The sequence below is a fragment of the Endozoicomonas sp. ALD040 genome, assembly GCF_049275945.1.
Lineage (GTDB): Bacteria > Pseudomonadota > Gammaproteobacteria > Pseudomonadales > Endozoicomonadaceae > Endozoicomonas_A.
The window spans coordinates 2,719,106-2,736,029 of the sequence record NZ_CP184829.1 but is presented as its reverse complement, the minus strand read 5'-3'; the positions used below and the strand labels follow the sequence as shown (position 1 = coordinate 2,736,029).

The window sequence follows — 16,924 nt, the reverse complement described above, 5'->3', positions numbered from 1 at the left end:
AGGAGCGCACCTTATGAAAACCAACGATGCCTGTCAGATTCCGTTCTATCAGTACCTCAGTGAGGAGGGAGAAGTCCTCCAACCTTTGCCGGAATGGACCGAAGATAAAGACACCCTGATTCAATATTACCGCACCATGGTCATAGCCAGAGCAGGTGATGCCAAAGCCGTTGCCCTGCAGAGAACCGGTCAGATGGGGACCTACCCATCCTGTCTGGGACAGGAGGCTATCAGCACTGTTTTTGGTTCACTGATGGAGAAAAAAGACGTCCTGATTCCTTACTATCGAGACCTTCCCGGATTGATGTTACGAGGGGTTCCCCTCTCCGATATCATGCTCTATTGGGGTGGAGATGAGCGCGGCAGTTCCAGTCCGGCCTGGGGTCATGACTTTCCGAACTGCGTTCCTATTGCTACCCAGGCAGATCATGCTGCCGGGGTGGCCACCGCGATCAAAATTCGACACCAACCTCAGGTGGCGGTGGTGTCCCTGGGCGATGGCGCTACTTCCAAAGGTGACTTTACTGAAGCCCTGAACCTTGCCGGGGTCTGGCAGTTGCCTCTGGTATTTATCATCAATAACAACCAATGGGCTATTTCTGTTCCTCGTAACATTCAGTCCGGAGCCCCGACACTGGCTCAAAAAGGCGTTGCTGCCGGACTGCCTTGCGCACAAGTGGATGGTAACGATGTTGTGGCGCTGCACGAAGTCATCAATGAAGCCATGATGCGCGCCAGAGGCGGCAAAGGCGCTACAGTGATTGAAGCCATCAGCTATCGCCTGAGCGATCACACTACGGCAGACGACGCCAGTCGCTATCGCAACAGTGAAGAGCTGCAGGATGCCTGGAACAAAGAGCCGGTTAAACGACTCAGAAACTTCCTGCATCACCGTGGCCTGTGGAATGAGCAGAAAGAGCAGGCGCTGAAACAGGAAGCTGCCGCCCTGGTTGAGAAAGAAGTCAAAACCTATCTGGAAACGCCACTTCCTTCTATCAGCGACCTCTTCGATCACACCTATGCAAATATGCCCCCGCAACTGGAACAGCAAAAACAAGCCGCTATGTTTAAAGCCGACGGAGGAACTCATTGATGAATAGTTCAGTATCTGAAAACCTGATCCGATCGACTGTCGACAGCAGCACAAATAAAATCACCATGGTGGAAGCCATCAATCTGGCTTTGGACCACGCCATGAAACAAGACCCTGAGGTGGTACTGCTGGGTGAAGACATCGGTGTTAATGGCGGTGTTTTCCGCGCGACTCAGGGTCTGAGAGAAAAGTATGGCCTGAAAAGGGTCATGGATACGCCCCTGGCTGAAGCCCTGATCGCCGGTATCAGTGTTGGTATGGCCACTCAGGGTCTGAAGCCTGTTGCGGAAATCCAGTTCATGGGGTTCATCTTCCCGGCCATGGAACAGTTGATATGTCATGCTGCCCGAATGCGAAACCGTACCCGTGGACGCCTCAGCTGCCCAATGGTTGTCAGAGCGCCTTTCGGGGGTGGTATCCGCGCTCCCGAGCATCATTCTGAAAGTACTGAAGCTCTTTTTGCCCATATTCCCGGCATCAGAGTGGTCATTCCATCATCGCCCGTCAGAGCCTACGGACTGCTGCGCTCTGCGATTAATGATCCTGATCCGGTCCTGTTTCTGGAGCCCAAACGCATCTATCGCGCGGTCAAGCAGGACGTTTCTGAAGAGACTCCACTGCTCCCACTCGACAAGTGCTTTACTCTCAAACAAGGCTCCGACCTGACTCTGATCAGCTGGGGAGCTTCCATCAGTGAAACCCTTCAGGCCGCCAAAACTCTGGAACAACACGGCGTTTCCGTGGAAGTGATTGATGTCGCCACAATTAAGCCCCTTGATATGGAGACGATCCTGACTTCGGTTCGCAAAACAGGCCGTTGTGTGATTATTCACGAAGCCTGCCGAAGCTTTGGCGTAGGTGCTGAAATAGCTGCCGGGCTGGCCTCGGAAGCGCTCATGGATCTGAAAGCACCGATCGAACGGGTGACAGGATATGACACGACCATGCCCTATTATCGGATGGAAAATCATTACCTTCCCCAACCTGATGACATCATCAAGGCATCCCTGAAAACACTGGCGTATCAATAATATCCGCAGAGCCTTCAGCAAAAGGGCTTTCAGTAACAAGGAAAAGAATATGAAATTTTTCAACCTGCCCGACCTGGGTGAAGGCATTCCCGAAGCCGATATTATTGAATGGCATATCAAGGAAGGCGACTCCGTCACAGAAGACCAGATCATTGTCTCAGTCGAAACCGCCAAGGCTATTGTCGACGTTCCTTCACCCGTCAGCGGTGTTGTGGCAAAACTCTATGGCAAACCCGGCGACACCATTATGACCGGAGCGCCTCTGCTGGAGTTCGTCAGTGATCAGGAAGATGCCGGCACGGTGGTCGGCGAATTGGCAACCGCCGCTCATGATGACAGCGCCGATGACCATTTTTTTATCGGTACACCACCTGACTCCGGAAAAGCCCCTGCTGCTGAAAGCAGAGGTGACGTCACTGCACTGGCCGCCAAACTGGGTGTCTCCATCGATCAGCAAAGCGTTGGCAGAAACTCCATTCGTCAAAGCTATCCCCTGGAAAACCCTGAGCCTCTCAAAGGCGTCAGAAAACACATGGCTCGTACCATGGCGCAGTCTCATGCCGAAGTAGTACCTGTCACTCTGTTTGATGATGTGGATATTGAACACTGGCCAAAAGGTACAGACATTAGCGTTCGGCTGATTCAGGCCGTTACCTCAGCCTGCAAGGAAGAACCGGCACTCAATGCCTGGTTTGATGAAACGCTGATGAGTCGTGAAGTCTTTACTTCCGTTCACCTGGGACTGGCTGTTGACAGTGAAGAAGGTCTGTTTGTGCCTGTTATCAGAGACGCAGAAAAACTGGATGCCACTGCGTTGAGAGACAGCATTAACAATTTTAGAAAAGCGGTTGAGGAACGCAGCCTTCCGCCATCAGAAATGCAGGGTGCCACCATAACTCTCAGCAACTTTGGTGTTTTTGCGGGTCAGTTCGCTACCCCTGTTGTTGTGCCGCCCATGGTGTGCATCATTGGTGTTGGCCGACTGAGAGCCCGGGTGGTCAGCGAAGACGGCCAGATCCAGAATCACCGGATTCTTCCTGTCTCTCTGGCCTTTGATCATCGCGCAGTTACTGGTGGAGAAGCCACTCGCTTCTTGCATTGTATCCTTCAGAAGTTGTCCGAATAATTTTATATCGGCTTTTACCAATGGGTAGAAGCCGATTATCATGAAAGTTGGATCTGTCAGTTAAACAGAGTCGAGAGATAATCCAGGGGCGCATAGAACTTTTTCCACTGAGTCCAGCCGGTCTCTGAAAGGCCTTGTTCCAGTGGATAACCATAAACAGCGTAGTTTGAAAGACTATTGATAACAGCGAAAGTCAACGCAGGCACCAAAGTGACACCGGCTTTGATAAACGGATTGTTTGAGGTTATCTTCGAACTGCCAAACATAAGCAAGGCTCCCGCTCCGCCCAGGACTGTGGCTCCAGCTATGGCTCCGGCTCCGACTCCGGTTCCCACTCCGACTCCGACTGTGGCTCCAACTCCGGCTCCGGCTCCAACCAAGGCTCCGGCTATGATTCCGACACCGGCTCCGGCTAAGACTCCGGATCTGGCTCCGGCTTCCAATCTGACTGAGGCTAAACCTGAGGCTACGACTCCGGCTCCGACTCCGGCTACAACTCCGACTCCGGCTCCGGGTCCGGCTCCAGCCTGTGCCTGTAAATCAATTGTTAGCAGTGAAATAATTCCCGAGAGGGTGCCGACAATCGCTGCGCTGACAACAGAAGCAAGAGTCGCTTTTGCTGGACTCAAGCCCTTATGAATCATGGATTCATAGACGACAGCCCCTGCCATAATTCCGTTAGTCATGGACAATATTGTGTATTCCCCTGTCGCATACCATTCGGTTGCAATATCCCTTAAGCTCATTTTTCTAAGAATTAACGCCGTAATAGCGCTGGCTCCAGTTCTTGATACCGCTTCGGACGCAAGGTAGGTCAAAACTGCTACAGATATGAGCTCCTTTGTTTTCGTATTGGCGATATAAGCTGCCATTCCTGCACCGGCAAAATACAGGGGTTTCCACCAGCGCTGTTCCAGGGGCCAGGGAGACGCTTGCCCGACCAGCGCGACTTCGGCGGTAGTCACCACGGGCGCCAGTTGCAAACAGAAATCCGTTTTCAACTTCTTCAGCTCCTTTGTATCCAATGCAGCCAGATCATATTCGCCTGAAGTCCCGGAGACTATTTCCGCTGTTTTACAGACACCCCACCATATACCCAGGTTGAGCAGGGTAGACAAAGAGACTCCGGCAATGCTTTGCGTTAACTCGAGTCCATTTTCAACCAATGCGGTGTCATTAAAAGGCTTAAGAAAATCAAAATCATTTTGTGAGGGAGGGCTGGCCTTTGCCATCGAATAAAGCAAACACAAAAGTAACGGAAGCAGGTTGAATGACTTTTTCATGATGATTTTCCAGATACAGTGACTGAACTGGAAATATAGATTCTAAACGGAGCTATGAATGACAATATCCTTAACTACAAGGTGCAGTGCAAATAAAGCAGCTATCTAATGCTTCCAATAGGCTGCGCCTTCGGCACAGCAAATGAAGCAGGTGTTAGCTGCCAGAGTTTACCGCTGATTCAGTGGCTGACAGTTGAGTCTGTCAGTTAAACAGAGTCGAGAGATAATCCAGAGGCGCATAAAACTTTTTCCACAGATTCCGGTCGGTCTCTGTAAGGCCTTGTTCCAGTGGATAACCATAAACAGCGTAGTTTGAAAGACTATTGATAACAGCGAAAGTCAACGCAGGCACCAGAGTGACACCGGCTATGATAAACGGGTTGTTTGAGGTTATCTTCGAACTGCCGAACATAAGCAAGGTTCCAACTCCGCCCAGGGCTGAGGCTCCGACTCCAGCTCCGATTCCGGCTCCAGCCCCGACTCCGACTACGGCTCCAACTACAGCTCCTGCCAGGGTTCCGGATAAAGCTCCGGTTGCAGCTCCTACAACTAAGGGTTCAGCTACGGCGAGGACTCCGAGTTCGGCTACGGCTATGGCTCCGAGTACGGCTAAGGCTGTGGATCTGGTTTCGGCTGCAACTCTTTTTTCGGCTTCGGCTCTGGTTTCGGCTGCGGCTCTGGTTTCGGCTTCGGCTGCGGCCTTTGCCAGTCCGTCCACATTCATTACAAACTCTGAAATAACTACAATCCCTATGCTGACAAGAGAAGCAAGTAGCGCTGTTTTTGGACTGAAGCCTTTATGAATCATGGCTTCACAAACGGCATACCCTGCCATAACCCCATTAATCAGAGACAATACTGCGTATTCCCCAGCCGCATACCGTTCAGCTGTAATATTCCTTACGCTCATTTTTCTTAGAATTAACACCGACACAGCGCTGGCTCCGGTTCTTGATGCCGCTTCTGATGCAAGGTAGGTCAAGACTGCGAAAGGTACGAGTTCCCTCGCTTTCGTCATAGAGGCACAAGCTGTCACTCCTGCACCGGCAAAATACTGGGGTTTCCACCAGCTCTGCTCCAGCGGCCAGGGAGACACATGCCCGGCCAGCGCCACTTCGGCAGTCGTCATCACGGGCGCCAGTTGCAAACAAAAATCCGTTTTCAACTTCTCCAGCTCCTCTGTATCCAATGCAGCCAGATCATATTTGCCTGAAGGCCCGGAAACTATTTGCACTGTTTTACAGACACCCCACCATATACCCAGGTTGAGCAGGGTAGACAAAGAGACTCCGGTAATGCTTTGCTTTAACTTGAGCCCGTTTTCAATCAGCGCGGTGCCATTAAAATGCTTAAGAAAATCAAAATCATTTTTTGCGGGGAGGCTGGCGGCCTTTGCCATCGAATAAAGCAAACACAAAAGTAACGGAAACAGGTTGAATGACTTTTTCATGACGATTTCCGGATACAGTGACTGAACTGGAAATATAGATTCTAAATGGAGCTATGAATGACAATATCCTCAACTACAAGGAGCAATGTAAATAAAGCAGCTATCAAATGCTTCCAATAAGCTGCGCCTTCGGCACAGCCACTGAAACAGCTGGCTGCCAGAGTTCACTGCTGATTCAGTGGCTGACAGTTGGGTCTTCATTTAAACAGAGTCGAGAGATAATCCAGAGGCGCATAGAACTTTTTCCACTGAGTCCAGGCGGTCTCTGAAAGGCTTTGTTCCAGTGGATAGCCATATACAGCGTAGTTTGAAAGACTATTGATAACTGCGAAAGTCAACGCAGGTACCAAAGTGGCACCGGCTTTGATACACAGGTTGTCTGAGGTTGTCTTCGAACTGGCCAACATAAGCAAGGTTCCTACTCCGATCAGGGCTACGGCTGTGAATCCGACTCCCAGTGTGATTCCGATTCCATTTTCGACTCCGTCTCCGAGTCCGGCTCCGATTCCGGCTCCAGCTCCGGCCAAGGCTCCGGACAGGATTCCGACAAAAGATCCTAATCCTGCTCCTAATCCTGCTCCTGATACTGCTCCTGATCCGACTCCTGATCCGACTCCTGATCCGATTTCTGCTCCGACCAGGGCTCCGGTTACGCCTCCAAGTCCAAATCCGACTGCGGCTACGACTCCGGCTCCAACTACGGATCCGGATGCAACTCCGGCTAAGATTCCAGCCAGAGTTCCGGCTCCGGCTCCGAATCCGGATCCGAATCCGGCTCCGATTCCGGCTCCAGATACAGATCCGGCTACGGCTCCAGTCAGGGCTCCAGCCATGATTCCGGCTCCGGCTCCGATTGCGACTCCGGCTCTAACTCCGGCCTTTGTCTGTTCGTCCACATCCGCTATTAACTCTGAACTAATTCCCGAGAGGGCTCCCACAATCGCTGCGCTGACAACAGCAGCAAGATTCGCTTTTGTTGGCCTGATGCCTTTATGGATCAAGGCTTCATAAGTGACAGCACCAACCATAACCCCATTAATCGCAGACAATATTGCGTATTCACCAGTCACATACCTTTTAGTTGTAATATCTCTTACGAACCTCGTTTTTCTCAGCATTGACACCGAAATAGCACTGGCTCCGGTTCTAAATAGCGCTTCTGAAGCAAGGTAATACAAGACTCCGGCAGGTATGCGCTTCCTCGTTTCCGTCATAGAGGCATAAATGTCCATTCCTGCACCGGCCAAATAAAGGAGTTTCCACCAGTGCTGTTCCAGGGGCCAGGAAGACACATGCCCGGCCAGCGCCACTTCGGCGGTCGTTATCATGGGAGCCAGTTGCCAACAGAAATCCGTTTTCAACTCTTCCAGCTCCTTTGTATCCGATGCCGCCAGATCATAGGTGTCTGAAAGACCGGTGACTATTCCCGCTGTTTTACAGACACCCCACCATATACCCAGGTTCAGCAGGGTAGACAAAGAGACTCCGGCAATGCTTTCCGTTAACTCAAGCCCGTTTGCCACCAGTGCGCTGTCATTAAAAGGCTTAAGAAAATCAAAATCATTTTGTGAAGGAGGGCTGGCCTGTGGCGTCGAACAAAACAAACACAAAAGTAACGGAAACAGGTTGAATGACTTTTTCATGATCATTTCCAGATACAGTGACTGAACTGGAAATATAGATTCTAAACGGAGCTATGAATGACAAAATCCTCAACTACAGGGAGCGGTGCAAATAAAGCAGCTATCAAATGCTTCCAATAAGCTGCGCCTTCGGCAAAGCCACTGAAACAGCTGGCTGCCAGAGTTCACTGCTGATTCAGTGGCTGACAGTTGGGTCTTCATTTAAACAGAGTCGAGAGATAATCCAGGGGCGCATAGAACTTTTTCCACTGAGTCCAGGCGGTCTCTGAAAGGCTTTGTTCCAGAGGATAGCCATAAACAGCGTAGTTTGAAAGGCTATTGATAACAGCGAAAGCCAGCGCAGGCGCCAAAGTGGCACTGGCCTTGATACACAGGTTGTCTGAGGTTGCCTTCGAAGTGGCCGACATAAGCAAGATTCCTACTCCGACCAAGGCTACGGCTGTGAATCCGACTCCCAGTGTGATTAAGATTCCATGTTCGACTCCGTCTACGAGTCCGGCTCCGATTCCGGCTCCAGCTCCTGCCAAGGCTCCGGATAGGGTTCCGATCAAAGATCCTAATCCTGCTCCTGATCCTGCTCCTGATCCTGCTCCTGATCCTGCTCCTGATCCGACTCCTGATCCGATTTCTGCTCCGACCAGGGCTCCGGTTACGCCTCCAAGTCCGACTCCGACTGCGGCTACGACTCCGGCTCCAACTACGGATCCGGATACAACTCCGGCTAAGATTCCAGCCAGAGTTCCGTCTCCACCTCCGGCTCCTGCTCCGAGTCCGGCTCCGATTCCGGCTCCAGATACGGATCCGGCTACGGCTCCAGCCAAGGCTCCAGCCAGGGCTCCGGCTCCGGCTCCGATTCCGGCTCCGGCTCCGGCTCCGGCCTTTGTCTGCTCGTCCACATCCGCTATTAACTCTGAACTAATTCCCGAGAGGGCTCCCACAATCGCTGCGCTGACAACAGCAGCAAGACTCGCTTTTGCTGGTCTGATGCCTTTATGAATCAAGGCTTCATAAGTGGCAGCACCAGTCATAACCCCATTAATCGCAGACAATATTGCGTATTCAGCAGTCACATACCTTTTAGTTGTAATCTCTCTTACGAACCTCGTTTTTCTCAGCATTGACACCGAAATAGCGCTGGCTGCGGTTCTTAATAGTGCTTCTGAAGCAAGGTAAGTCAAGATTTCGGCAGGTATGCGCTGCCTCGTTTCCGTCATAGAGGCATAAATATTCATTCCTGCGCCGGCCAAATAAAGGAGTTTCCACCAGTGCTGTTCCAGGGGCCAGGAAGACACATGCCCGGCCAGCGCCACTTCGGCGGTCGTTATCATGGGAGCCAGTTGCCAACAGAAATCCGTTTTCAACTCTTCCAGCTCCTTTGTATCCGATGCCGCCAGATCATATGTACTTGAAAGCCCGGAGACTATTCCAGCTGTTTTACAGACACCCCACCATATACCCAGGTTCAGCAAGGTAGACAAAGAGAGCCCGGCAATGCTTTCCGTTAACTCAAGCCCATTTGCCACCAGTGCGGTGTCATTAAGAGGCTCAAGAAAATCAAAATCATTTTTTGAGTAGGGGCTGGCCTGTGCCGTCGAACAAAACAAACACAAAAGTAAAGGAAACAGGTTGAATAACATTTTCATGATGATTTCCAGATACAGTGACTGAACTGGAAATATAGATTCTAAACGGAGCCATGAATGAAAAAATCCTTAACTACAAGGTGCAGTGCAAATAAGGCAGCTATCAAATGCTTCCAATAAGCTGCGCCTTCGGCAAAGCCACTGAAGCAGGCTTTAGCTGCCAGAGTTCACCGCTGATTCAGTGGCTGACAGTCAGGTCTGTCATTTAAACAGAGTCGAGAGATAATCCAGTGGCGCATAGAACTTTTTCCACTGAGTCCAGCTGGTCTCTGAAAGGCCTTGTTCCAGTGGATAGCCATAAATAGCGTAGTTTGAAAGACTATTGATAACAGCGAAGGCCAGCGCAGGCGCCAAAGTGACACTGGCTTTGATAAAGGGGTTGTTTGAGGTTATCTTTGAACTGCCCAACATAAGCAAGGCTACCGCTCCGCTCAGGGCTGAGGCTCCAGTTATGGCTCCGGCTCCGACTCCGGCTCCCACTTTGATTCTGGGTCCGGCTCCGGCCCCAACTAAGGCTCCGGCTCCGGCCCCGGTTCCAACTAAGGCTCCAGCTATTACTCCGACACTGGTTCCGGCGTTTCCGACTAAGGCTACGGCTCCGGCTTCCGCTCCAACTGAGGCTAAGCCTAATTCTACGACTCCGGCTCCGGCTCCGACTACGACTCCCATTACGACTCCCATTATGACTTTGGCTACGACTCCAGCCTGTGTCGGTTCACCCAAATCAATTGTTAGCATTGAAATAATTCCCGAGAGGGTACCCGTAATCGCTGCGCTGACAACAGAAGCAAAAGTCGCTTTTGCTGGACTCAAGCCTTTATGAATCATCGATTCATAGACGACAGCCCCTACAATAATCCCGTTAATCAAAGACAACATTGCGTACTCCCCAGTCGCATACCGTTCAGCTGCAATATCCCTTACGCTCATTTTTCTTAGAATTAACGCCGAAATAGCACTGGCTCCAGTTCTTGATACCGCTTCGGACGCCAGGTAGGTCAAAACTGCGATAGGTATCAGCTCCCTCGTTTTCTTATTGGCGGCATAAGCTGCCATTACTGCACCGGCAAAATACAGGGGTTTCCACCAGCACTGCTCCAGGGGCCAGGGAGACACATGCCCGGCCAGCGCCACTTCGGTGATAGTTATCGCAGGAGCCAGTTGCAGACAGAAATCCGTTTGCAACTTCTCCAGCTCCTTTGTATCCGTTTCAGCCAGATTATGTGTGCTTGAAAGCCCGGAGACTATTCCCACTGTTTTACAGACACCCCACCAGATACCCATGTTGAGCAGGGTAGACAAAGACAGTCCAGCAATGCTTTCTCTTAACTCAAACCCGTTTGCCACCAGTGCGGTGTCATTAAAAGGCTCAAGAAAATCAAAATCATTTTTTGTGGGGGGGCTGGCTTTTGCCGTCGAATAAAGCAAACACAAAAGTAATGGAAACAGGTTGAATGACTTTTTCACGATAATTTCCCAGATACAGTGACTGAACTGGAAATATAGATTCTAAACGGAGCTATGAATGACAATATCCTTAACTACGAGTTGCGGTGCAAATGAAGCAGCTATCAAATGCTTCCAACAAGCTGCGCCTTCGTCACAGCCACTGAAGCAGCCACTCGCTGCCAAAGCTCACCGCTGATTCAGTGGCTGTCAGTTGAGTCTGTCAGTTAAACAGAGTCGAGAGATAATCCAGGGGTGCATTGAACTTTTTCCACTGAGTCCAGATGGTCTCTGAAAGGCTTTGTTCCAGTGGATAGCCATAAACAGCGTAGTTTGAAAGACTATTGATAACAGCCAAAGTCAACGCAGGTGCCAAAGTGATACCGGTTATGATACATACGTTGTCTGAGGTTGTCTTCGAACTGGCCAACATAAGCAAGGTTCCGACTCCGAACAGGGCTGCGGCTGTGGATCCTACTCCCAATGTGATTCCGAATCCGTCTACGATTCCATTTCCGATTCCGATTCCGATTCCGATTCCAGCTCCGGCTAAGGCTCCGGACAGGGCTACGACAAAAGCTCCAAATCCTGCTCCAAATCCTGCTTCTGATCCGACTCCTGATCCGACTCTTGGTCCGATTTCTGCTGCGGTCAGGGCTCCGGTTACGCCTCCAAGCCCGACTCCGACTGCGGCTACAACTCCGGCTCCAACTACGGATCCGGATACAACTCCGGCTAAGATTCCAGACAGAGTTCCGGGTCCGGCTCCGGCTCCGATTCCGGTTCCGAATCCGGCTCCAGATACAGATCCGGCTGTGGCTCCTGCCAGGCTTCCAGCCAGGGCTCCGGCTACGACCCCAATTCCAACTCCAGCTCCGACTCCGGCCTTTGTCTGTTCTTCCACATCTGCTATTAACTCTGAACCAATTCCCGAGAGGACTCCCACAATCGCTGCGCTGACAACAGCAGCAAGACTTGCTCTTGCTGGCCTGAAGCCTTTATGGATCAGGGCTTCATAAGTGACAGCACCAACCATAACCCCATTAATTGAAGACAATATCGCGTATTCCCCAGCCACATACCTTTTAGTTGTAATATCTCTTACGAACCTCATGTGTCTTAGAATTTGCACCGAAATAGCGCTGGCTACGGTTCTTGATAACGCTTCTGAAGCAAGGTAAGTCAAGACTCTGACAGGTATGTGCCGCCTCGTTTTCGTCATAGAGGCATAAATGTCCATTCCTGCACCGGCAAAATAAAGGAGTTTCCACCAATGCTGTTCCAGGGGCCAGGAAGACACATGCCCGGCCAGCGCCACTTCGGCGGCAGTTATCACAGGAGCCAGTTGCAAACAGAAATCCGTTTTCAACTCTTCCAGCTCCTTTGTATCCGATGCAGCCAGATTATAGGTGTCTGAAAGCCCGGTGACTATTCCCGCTGTTTCACAGACACCCCACCATATACCCAGGTTGAGCAGGGTAGACAAAGAGAGCCCGGCAACGCTTCCCGCTAACTCAAGCCCGTTTGCCACCAGTGTGGTGTCATTTAAAGGCTCAAGAAAATCAAAATCATTTTTTGAGGGGGGACTGGCCTCTGTCGTCGAATAAAACAAACACAAAAGTAACGGAAACAGGTTAAATAACTTTTTCATGGTGACTTCCGATATACGGTAACCGAACGGGAAATATAGACCCTGAACGGAGCTCTGGATGACAATTCCCTTAACGAAAAGCAGCGGTACAAATAAGGCAGCTATTAAATGCTTCCAATAGGCAGTGCCTTGGGCACAGCGACTGAAAAAGCCGTTAGCTGCCAGAGTTCACCGCTGATTCAGTGGCTGTCAGTTAAACAGAGTCGAGAGATAATCCGGGGGCGCATAGAACTTTTTCCACTGAGTCCAGCCAGTCTCTGAAAGGCTTTGTTCCAGCGGATAGCCATAAATAGCGTAGTTTGAAAGACTATTGATAACAGCGAAAGCCAGCGCAGGCAACAGAGTGACACCGGCTTTGATAAACGGGCTGTTTGAGGTTATCTTCGAACTGCCCAAAACAAGCAAGACTACGACTCCGCCCAGGGCTGCGCCTGCAACTTCGACTCCGGCTCCGGCTCCGATGCTCGCTCCGACTCCGATGTTGGCTCCGACTCCGACTCCGACTCCGACTCCAGCCAAGGCTCCAGCCAAGGCTCCGGCTATAACTCCGACTGCGGCTCCGGCTATGACTCCGTCTCCGACTCCGAGGGTCACGGCTGCTGCTTTCGTTGCGACCGAGGCCAAGCCTGAGACAATGAATCCGGCTCCGGCTCCGGCTACGGCTCCGGCTGCGGCTGCGGCTGCGGCTCCAGCTTCAGCTTGTGTCTCTCCATCCAAATCAATTGTTAGCACTGAAATAATTCCCGAAAGGGTACCCACAATCGCTGCGCAGACAACAGAAGCAAGAGTCGCTTTTGCTGGATTCAAGCCTTTATGAATCATGGATTCATAGACGACAGCCCCTGACATAATCCCGTTAACCATAGACAATATTGTGTATTCCCCAGCCGCATACGATTCAGTTTCTATATCCCTTACGCTCATTTTTCTAAGAATTAACGCCGACATAGCACTGGCTCCAGTTCTTGATACCGCCTCGGACGCCAGGTAGGTCAAGACTGCGACAGGTATAAGCTCCCTTGTTTTCGTATTGGCGGTGTATGCTGTCATTCCTGCACCGGCAAAATACAGGGGTCTCCACCAGCGCTGCTCCAGGGGCCAGGGAGATACATGCCCGGCCAGCGCCACTTCGGTGATAGTTATCGCAGGAGCCAGTTGCAGACAGAAATCCGTTTGCAATTTCTCCCGCTCCTTTGTATTCGTTGCAGCCAGATTATGTGTGCCTGAAAGCCCGGAGACTATTCCCACTGTTTTACAGACACCCCACCATATACCCATGTTGAGCAGGGTAGACAAAGAGAGTCCAGTAATGCTTTCCCTTAACTCAAGCCCGTTTGCCACCAGTGCGCTGTCATTAAAAGGCTCAAGAAAATCAAAATCATTTTTTGAGGAGGGGGTGGCCTTTGCCATCGAATAAAGCAAACACAAAAGTAACGGAAACAGGTTGAATGACTTTTTCATAGTGATTTCCAGATACAGTGACTGAACTGGAAATATAGATTCTAAACGGAGCTATAAATGGCAATATCCTCAACTACAAGTTGCACTGCAAATAAAGCAGGTATCAAATGCTTCCAATAGGCAGTGCCTTGGGCACAGCGACTGAAACAGCCGTTAACTGCCAGAGTTCACTGCTGATTCAGTGGCTGACATTCAGGTCTGTCATTTAAACAGAGTCGAGAGATAATCCAGGGGCGCATAGAACTTTTTCCACTGAGTCCAGCCGGTCTCTGAAAAGCCTTGTTCCAGTGGATAGCCATAAACGGCGTAGTTTGAAAAACTGTTGATAACAGCAAAAGCCAACGCAGGCGACAAAGTGACACCGGCTTTGATGAAGGGGTTGTTTGAGGTTAATTTCGAACTACCCGACATAAGTAAGGCTCCGAATCCGCCCAGGGCTGAGGCTCCCAGTCCAACTGCAACACCGACTCCGATTCCGGCTGCGCCTCCAGCTACATCTTTGGCTCCAACTATGGCTCCGGATACAGCTCCGGCCAAGGCTCCGGCCAAGGCTCCGGATACGGCTCCGATTGAAGCTCCGGGCACAAGTCCGTATAAAACTCCGATTTCGATTATGGTTACGGTTAATGCTGCGGCTCCGATTCCTGCTCCGGCTCCGACTCCGGCCTTTTTTTTGTCCGCATAAATTACTAACTTTGAAATAATTCCCGAAAGGGCACCCGCATTCGCAGCGCTGAAAACAGCAGCAATAGTTGCTTGTGGATGCCTGAAGCCTTTGCGGATCTTGCTCTCATAAATGCCCCCCCCTAGCATAACCCCGTTAATCATAGACAATGCTGAGTATTCGGCGACCACATACCATTCAGTTGTAATATCCCTTACGTTCATTGTTCTAAGAATTAACGCCGACATAGCACTGGCTCCAGTTCTTGATACCGCTTCGGACGCCAGATAGGTCAAGACTGCGACAGGTATAAGCCCCCTTGTTTTCGTATTGGCGATGTATGCTGTCATTCCTGCACCGGCAAAATACAGGGGTCTCCACCAGAGCTGCTCCAGGGGCCAGGGAGATACATGCCCGGCCAGCGCCACTTCGGCGGTAGTTATCACAGGAGCCAGTTGCAAACAGAAATCCGCTTTCAACTCCTCCAGCTCCTTTGTATCCGATGCAGCCAGATCATATTTGCCTGAAAGCCCGGAGACTATTCCCGCTGTTTTGCAGACACCCCACCATATACCCAGGTTGAGCAGCGTAGACAAAGAGACTCCGGCAATGCTTTCTGCTAACTCAAGCCCATTCGCCACCAGTGCGCTGTCATTAAAAGGCTCAAGAAAATCAAAATCATTTTTTGAGGGGGGGCCGGCCTGTGCCGTCGAATAAAACAAACACAAAAGTAACGGAAACAGGTTGAATAACTTTTTCATGGTGACTTCCCAGATACAGTAACTGAACGGGAAATATAGACCCTGAACGGAGCTATGGATGACAATTCCCTTAACGACAAGGTGCGCTACAAATAATGCAGCTATTAAATGCTACCAATAGGCTACGCCTTGGGCACAGCGACTGAAACAGCCGTTAGCTGCCAGAGTTCACCGCTGATTCAGTGGCTGACAGTCAGGTCTGTCATTTAAACAGAGTCGAGAAATAATCCAGGGGCGCATAGAACTTTTTCCACTGAGTCCAGCTGGTCTCTGAAATGCCTTGTTCCAGTGGATAGCCATAAACGGCGTAGTTTGAAAGACTGTTGATAACAGCGAAAGCCAACGCAGGCACCAAAGTGACACCGGCCTGGATAACCGGGTTGTTTGAGATTATCTGCGAGCGTCCCAACGTAAGCAAGGTTCCGACTCCACCCAGGGCTGTGGCTACAACTCCGACTTCCATTCCGGGTTGGGATTCGGCTTTGACTTCGGCTCCGACTCCAACTCCGGCTAAGGATCCGACTAAAGCTCCGACTAAAGCTGCGGATCCGGATAGAGATGGAGCTCCGGTTTCATCTTCAATTATGTTAACGGCTGTGGCTCCGGCTGACACCACGGCTGTGACTGCGGCTAAGTATATGGTTTCGACTGCGACTCGGGCCAGGGCTCTGGTATTTGTCTGTCCGTCCACATCAATTATTGCCCCTGAAATAATTCTCGAGAGGGTACCTAAAATCGCTGCGCTGACAGCAGTAGCAAGAATCCGTTTTGTTGCATTGAAGCCTTTATGGACCAAAGCTTCGTAGGCGACACTGCCTGCAATAACCAAACTAAGCGCAGATAATACGTATTCCCTGGCCACATACCATTCAGTTGTAATATCCCTTACGCTCATTTTTCTTAGAATTAACACCGCCATAGTGCTGGCTATAGTTCTTGATACCGCTTCTGACGCAAGGTAGGTCAAGACTGAGACAGGCACTAACTCCCTTGTTTGGGCAATAGCGTCATAAGCTGCCAATCCTGCACCGGCATAATATAGAGGTTTCCACCGGCGCTTCGTGGGCCAGGGAGACACATGCCCGGCCAGCGCCACTTCGGCGATAGTCATCACGGACGCCAGCTGCAGACAGAAATCCGTTTGCGAACTCTCCAGCTCCTTTGTATCCGTTTCAGTCAGATTATGTGTCCTTGTAAGCCCTGTGACCATTCCCGCTGTTTTACAGACACCCCACCAGATACCCAGGTTCATCAGGGTAGACAAAGAGAGCCCGGCAATGCTTTTCGTTAACTCAAGCCCGCTTGCAAACAGTGCGTTGTCATTAAAAGGCTCAAGAAAATCAAAATCATTTTTTGAGGGGAGGCTGGCCTGTGCCGCCGAATAAAACAAACACAAAAGTAACGGAAAAGGGTTGAATAACTTTTTCATGATAATTTCCCGGAAAAACTGACTGAACAGGAAATATAGCCCCTCGGCGAAGCTATGAATGAAATTTCCTTAGCTACAAAGTGCGGTGCAAATAAGGCAGCTATCAGCCCCTGATTCAGAAGTATTTGGCTGCAAATCTTTTACATTAACTTAGTCGTATAATTTTAATTTATGCAAAGATGGCAAAACTGTCACAAACCCCAAAAGCTCAGTGCATTTTTTTTGAGTGCAGAAAAAAAATCG

At 50.5% G+C, this 16,924-nt stretch carries 12 protein-coding genes; 3 read left to right on the top strand and 9 right to left on the bottom strand.

From position 1 onward, the window contains the following. Positions 1-13 precede the first annotated feature (13 nt). From pdhA to ACOJUN_RS09610, 3 genes are read left to right on the top strand one after another with little or no spacing between them, the layout of a single operon-like run. Positions 14-1,093 carry a pyruvate dehydrogenase (acetyl-transferring) E1 component subunit alpha gene (gene pdhA / locus ACOJUN_RS09620; protein ID WP_422136414.1) on the top strand — a complete coding sequence of 360 codons (1,080 nt, stop codon included), beginning with the start codon at positions 14-16 and terminating at the stop codon, positions 1,091-1,093. Beyond that, complete coding sequence (locus ACOJUN_RS09615; protein ID WP_422136413.1) at positions 1,093-2,124, top strand: alpha-ketoacid dehydrogenase subunit beta; 1,032 nt, start codon at positions 1,093-1,095, stop codon at positions 2,122-2,124. Before pdhA ends, ACOJUN_RS09615 begins: the two co-directional genes overlap by 1 nt. 49 nt (positions 2,125-2,173) lie before the next feature. After that, positions 2,174-3,250, top strand: coding sequence for a dihydrolipoamide acetyltransferase family protein (locus tag ACOJUN_RS09610; RefSeq protein ID WP_422136412.1), 1,077 nt, complete (start codon positions 2,174-2,176; stop codon positions 3,248-3,250). Positions 3,251-3,306: 56 nt separating this feature from the next. Here ACOJUN_RS09610 and ACOJUN_RS09605 read toward each other — a convergent pair whose 3' ends face one another. From ACOJUN_RS09605 to ACOJUN_RS09565, 9 genes are all read right to left on the bottom strand, one after another. After that, the gene (locus ACOJUN_RS09605; RefSeq protein WP_422136411.1) at positions 3,307-4,533 is read right to left on the bottom strand and encodes a hypothetical protein; all 1,227 of its coding nucleotides are present in this window, start codon (positions 4,531-4,533) and stop codon (positions 3,307-3,309) included. A 202-nt stretch (positions 4,534-4,735) separates the two neighbouring features. Continuing rightward, entirely contained in the window at positions 4,736-5,983 is a 1,248-nt protein-coding gene (locus ACOJUN_RS09600; protein WP_422136410.1) for a hypothetical protein, read from the bottom strand. Positions 5,984-6,180: 197 nt separating this feature from the next. Next, positions 6,181-7,626 (bottom strand): hypothetical protein, encoded by a 1,446-nt coding sequence (locus ACOJUN_RS09595; RefSeq protein WP_422136409.1) that lies wholly within the window; start codon positions 7,624-7,626, stop codon positions 6,181-6,183. Positions 7,627-7,823: 197 nt separating this feature from the next. Further along, positions 7,824-9,269: a hypothetical protein gene (locus tag ACOJUN_RS09590; RefSeq protein WP_422136408.1), complete on the bottom strand. Its 1,446-nt coding sequence runs from the start codon at positions 9,267-9,269 to the stop codon at positions 7,824-7,826. Between the two features lie 201 nt (positions 9,270-9,470). Further along, positions 9,471-10,736: a hypothetical protein gene (locus ACOJUN_RS09585; protein WP_422136407.1), complete on the bottom strand. Its 1,266-nt coding sequence runs from the start codon at positions 10,734-10,736 to the stop codon at positions 9,471-9,473. Between the two features lie 202 nt (positions 10,737-10,938). Further along, positions 10,939-12,366 (bottom strand): hypothetical protein, encoded by a 1,428-nt coding sequence (locus ACOJUN_RS09580; protein ID WP_422136406.1) that lies wholly within the window; start codon positions 12,364-12,366, stop codon positions 10,939-10,941. Positions 12,367-12,555: 189 nt separating this feature from the next. Next, positions 12,556-13,827 carry a hypothetical protein gene (locus ACOJUN_RS09575; protein ID WP_422136405.1) on the bottom strand — a complete coding sequence of 424 codons (1,272 nt, stop codon included), beginning with the start codon at positions 13,825-13,827 and terminating at the stop codon, positions 12,556-12,558. A gap of 201 nt (positions 13,828-14,028) precedes the next feature. After that, a complete protein-coding gene (locus ACOJUN_RS09570) occupies positions 14,029-15,252 on the bottom strand; it encodes a hypothetical protein (RefSeq protein WP_422136404.1) in 1,224 nt (407 codons plus the stop codon). Between the two features lie 202 nt (positions 15,253-15,454). After that, a complete protein-coding gene (locus ACOJUN_RS09565) occupies positions 15,455-16,681 on the bottom strand; it encodes a hypothetical protein (protein WP_422136403.1) in 1,227 nt (408 codons plus the stop codon). Positions 16,682-16,924 lie beyond the last annotated feature (243 nt).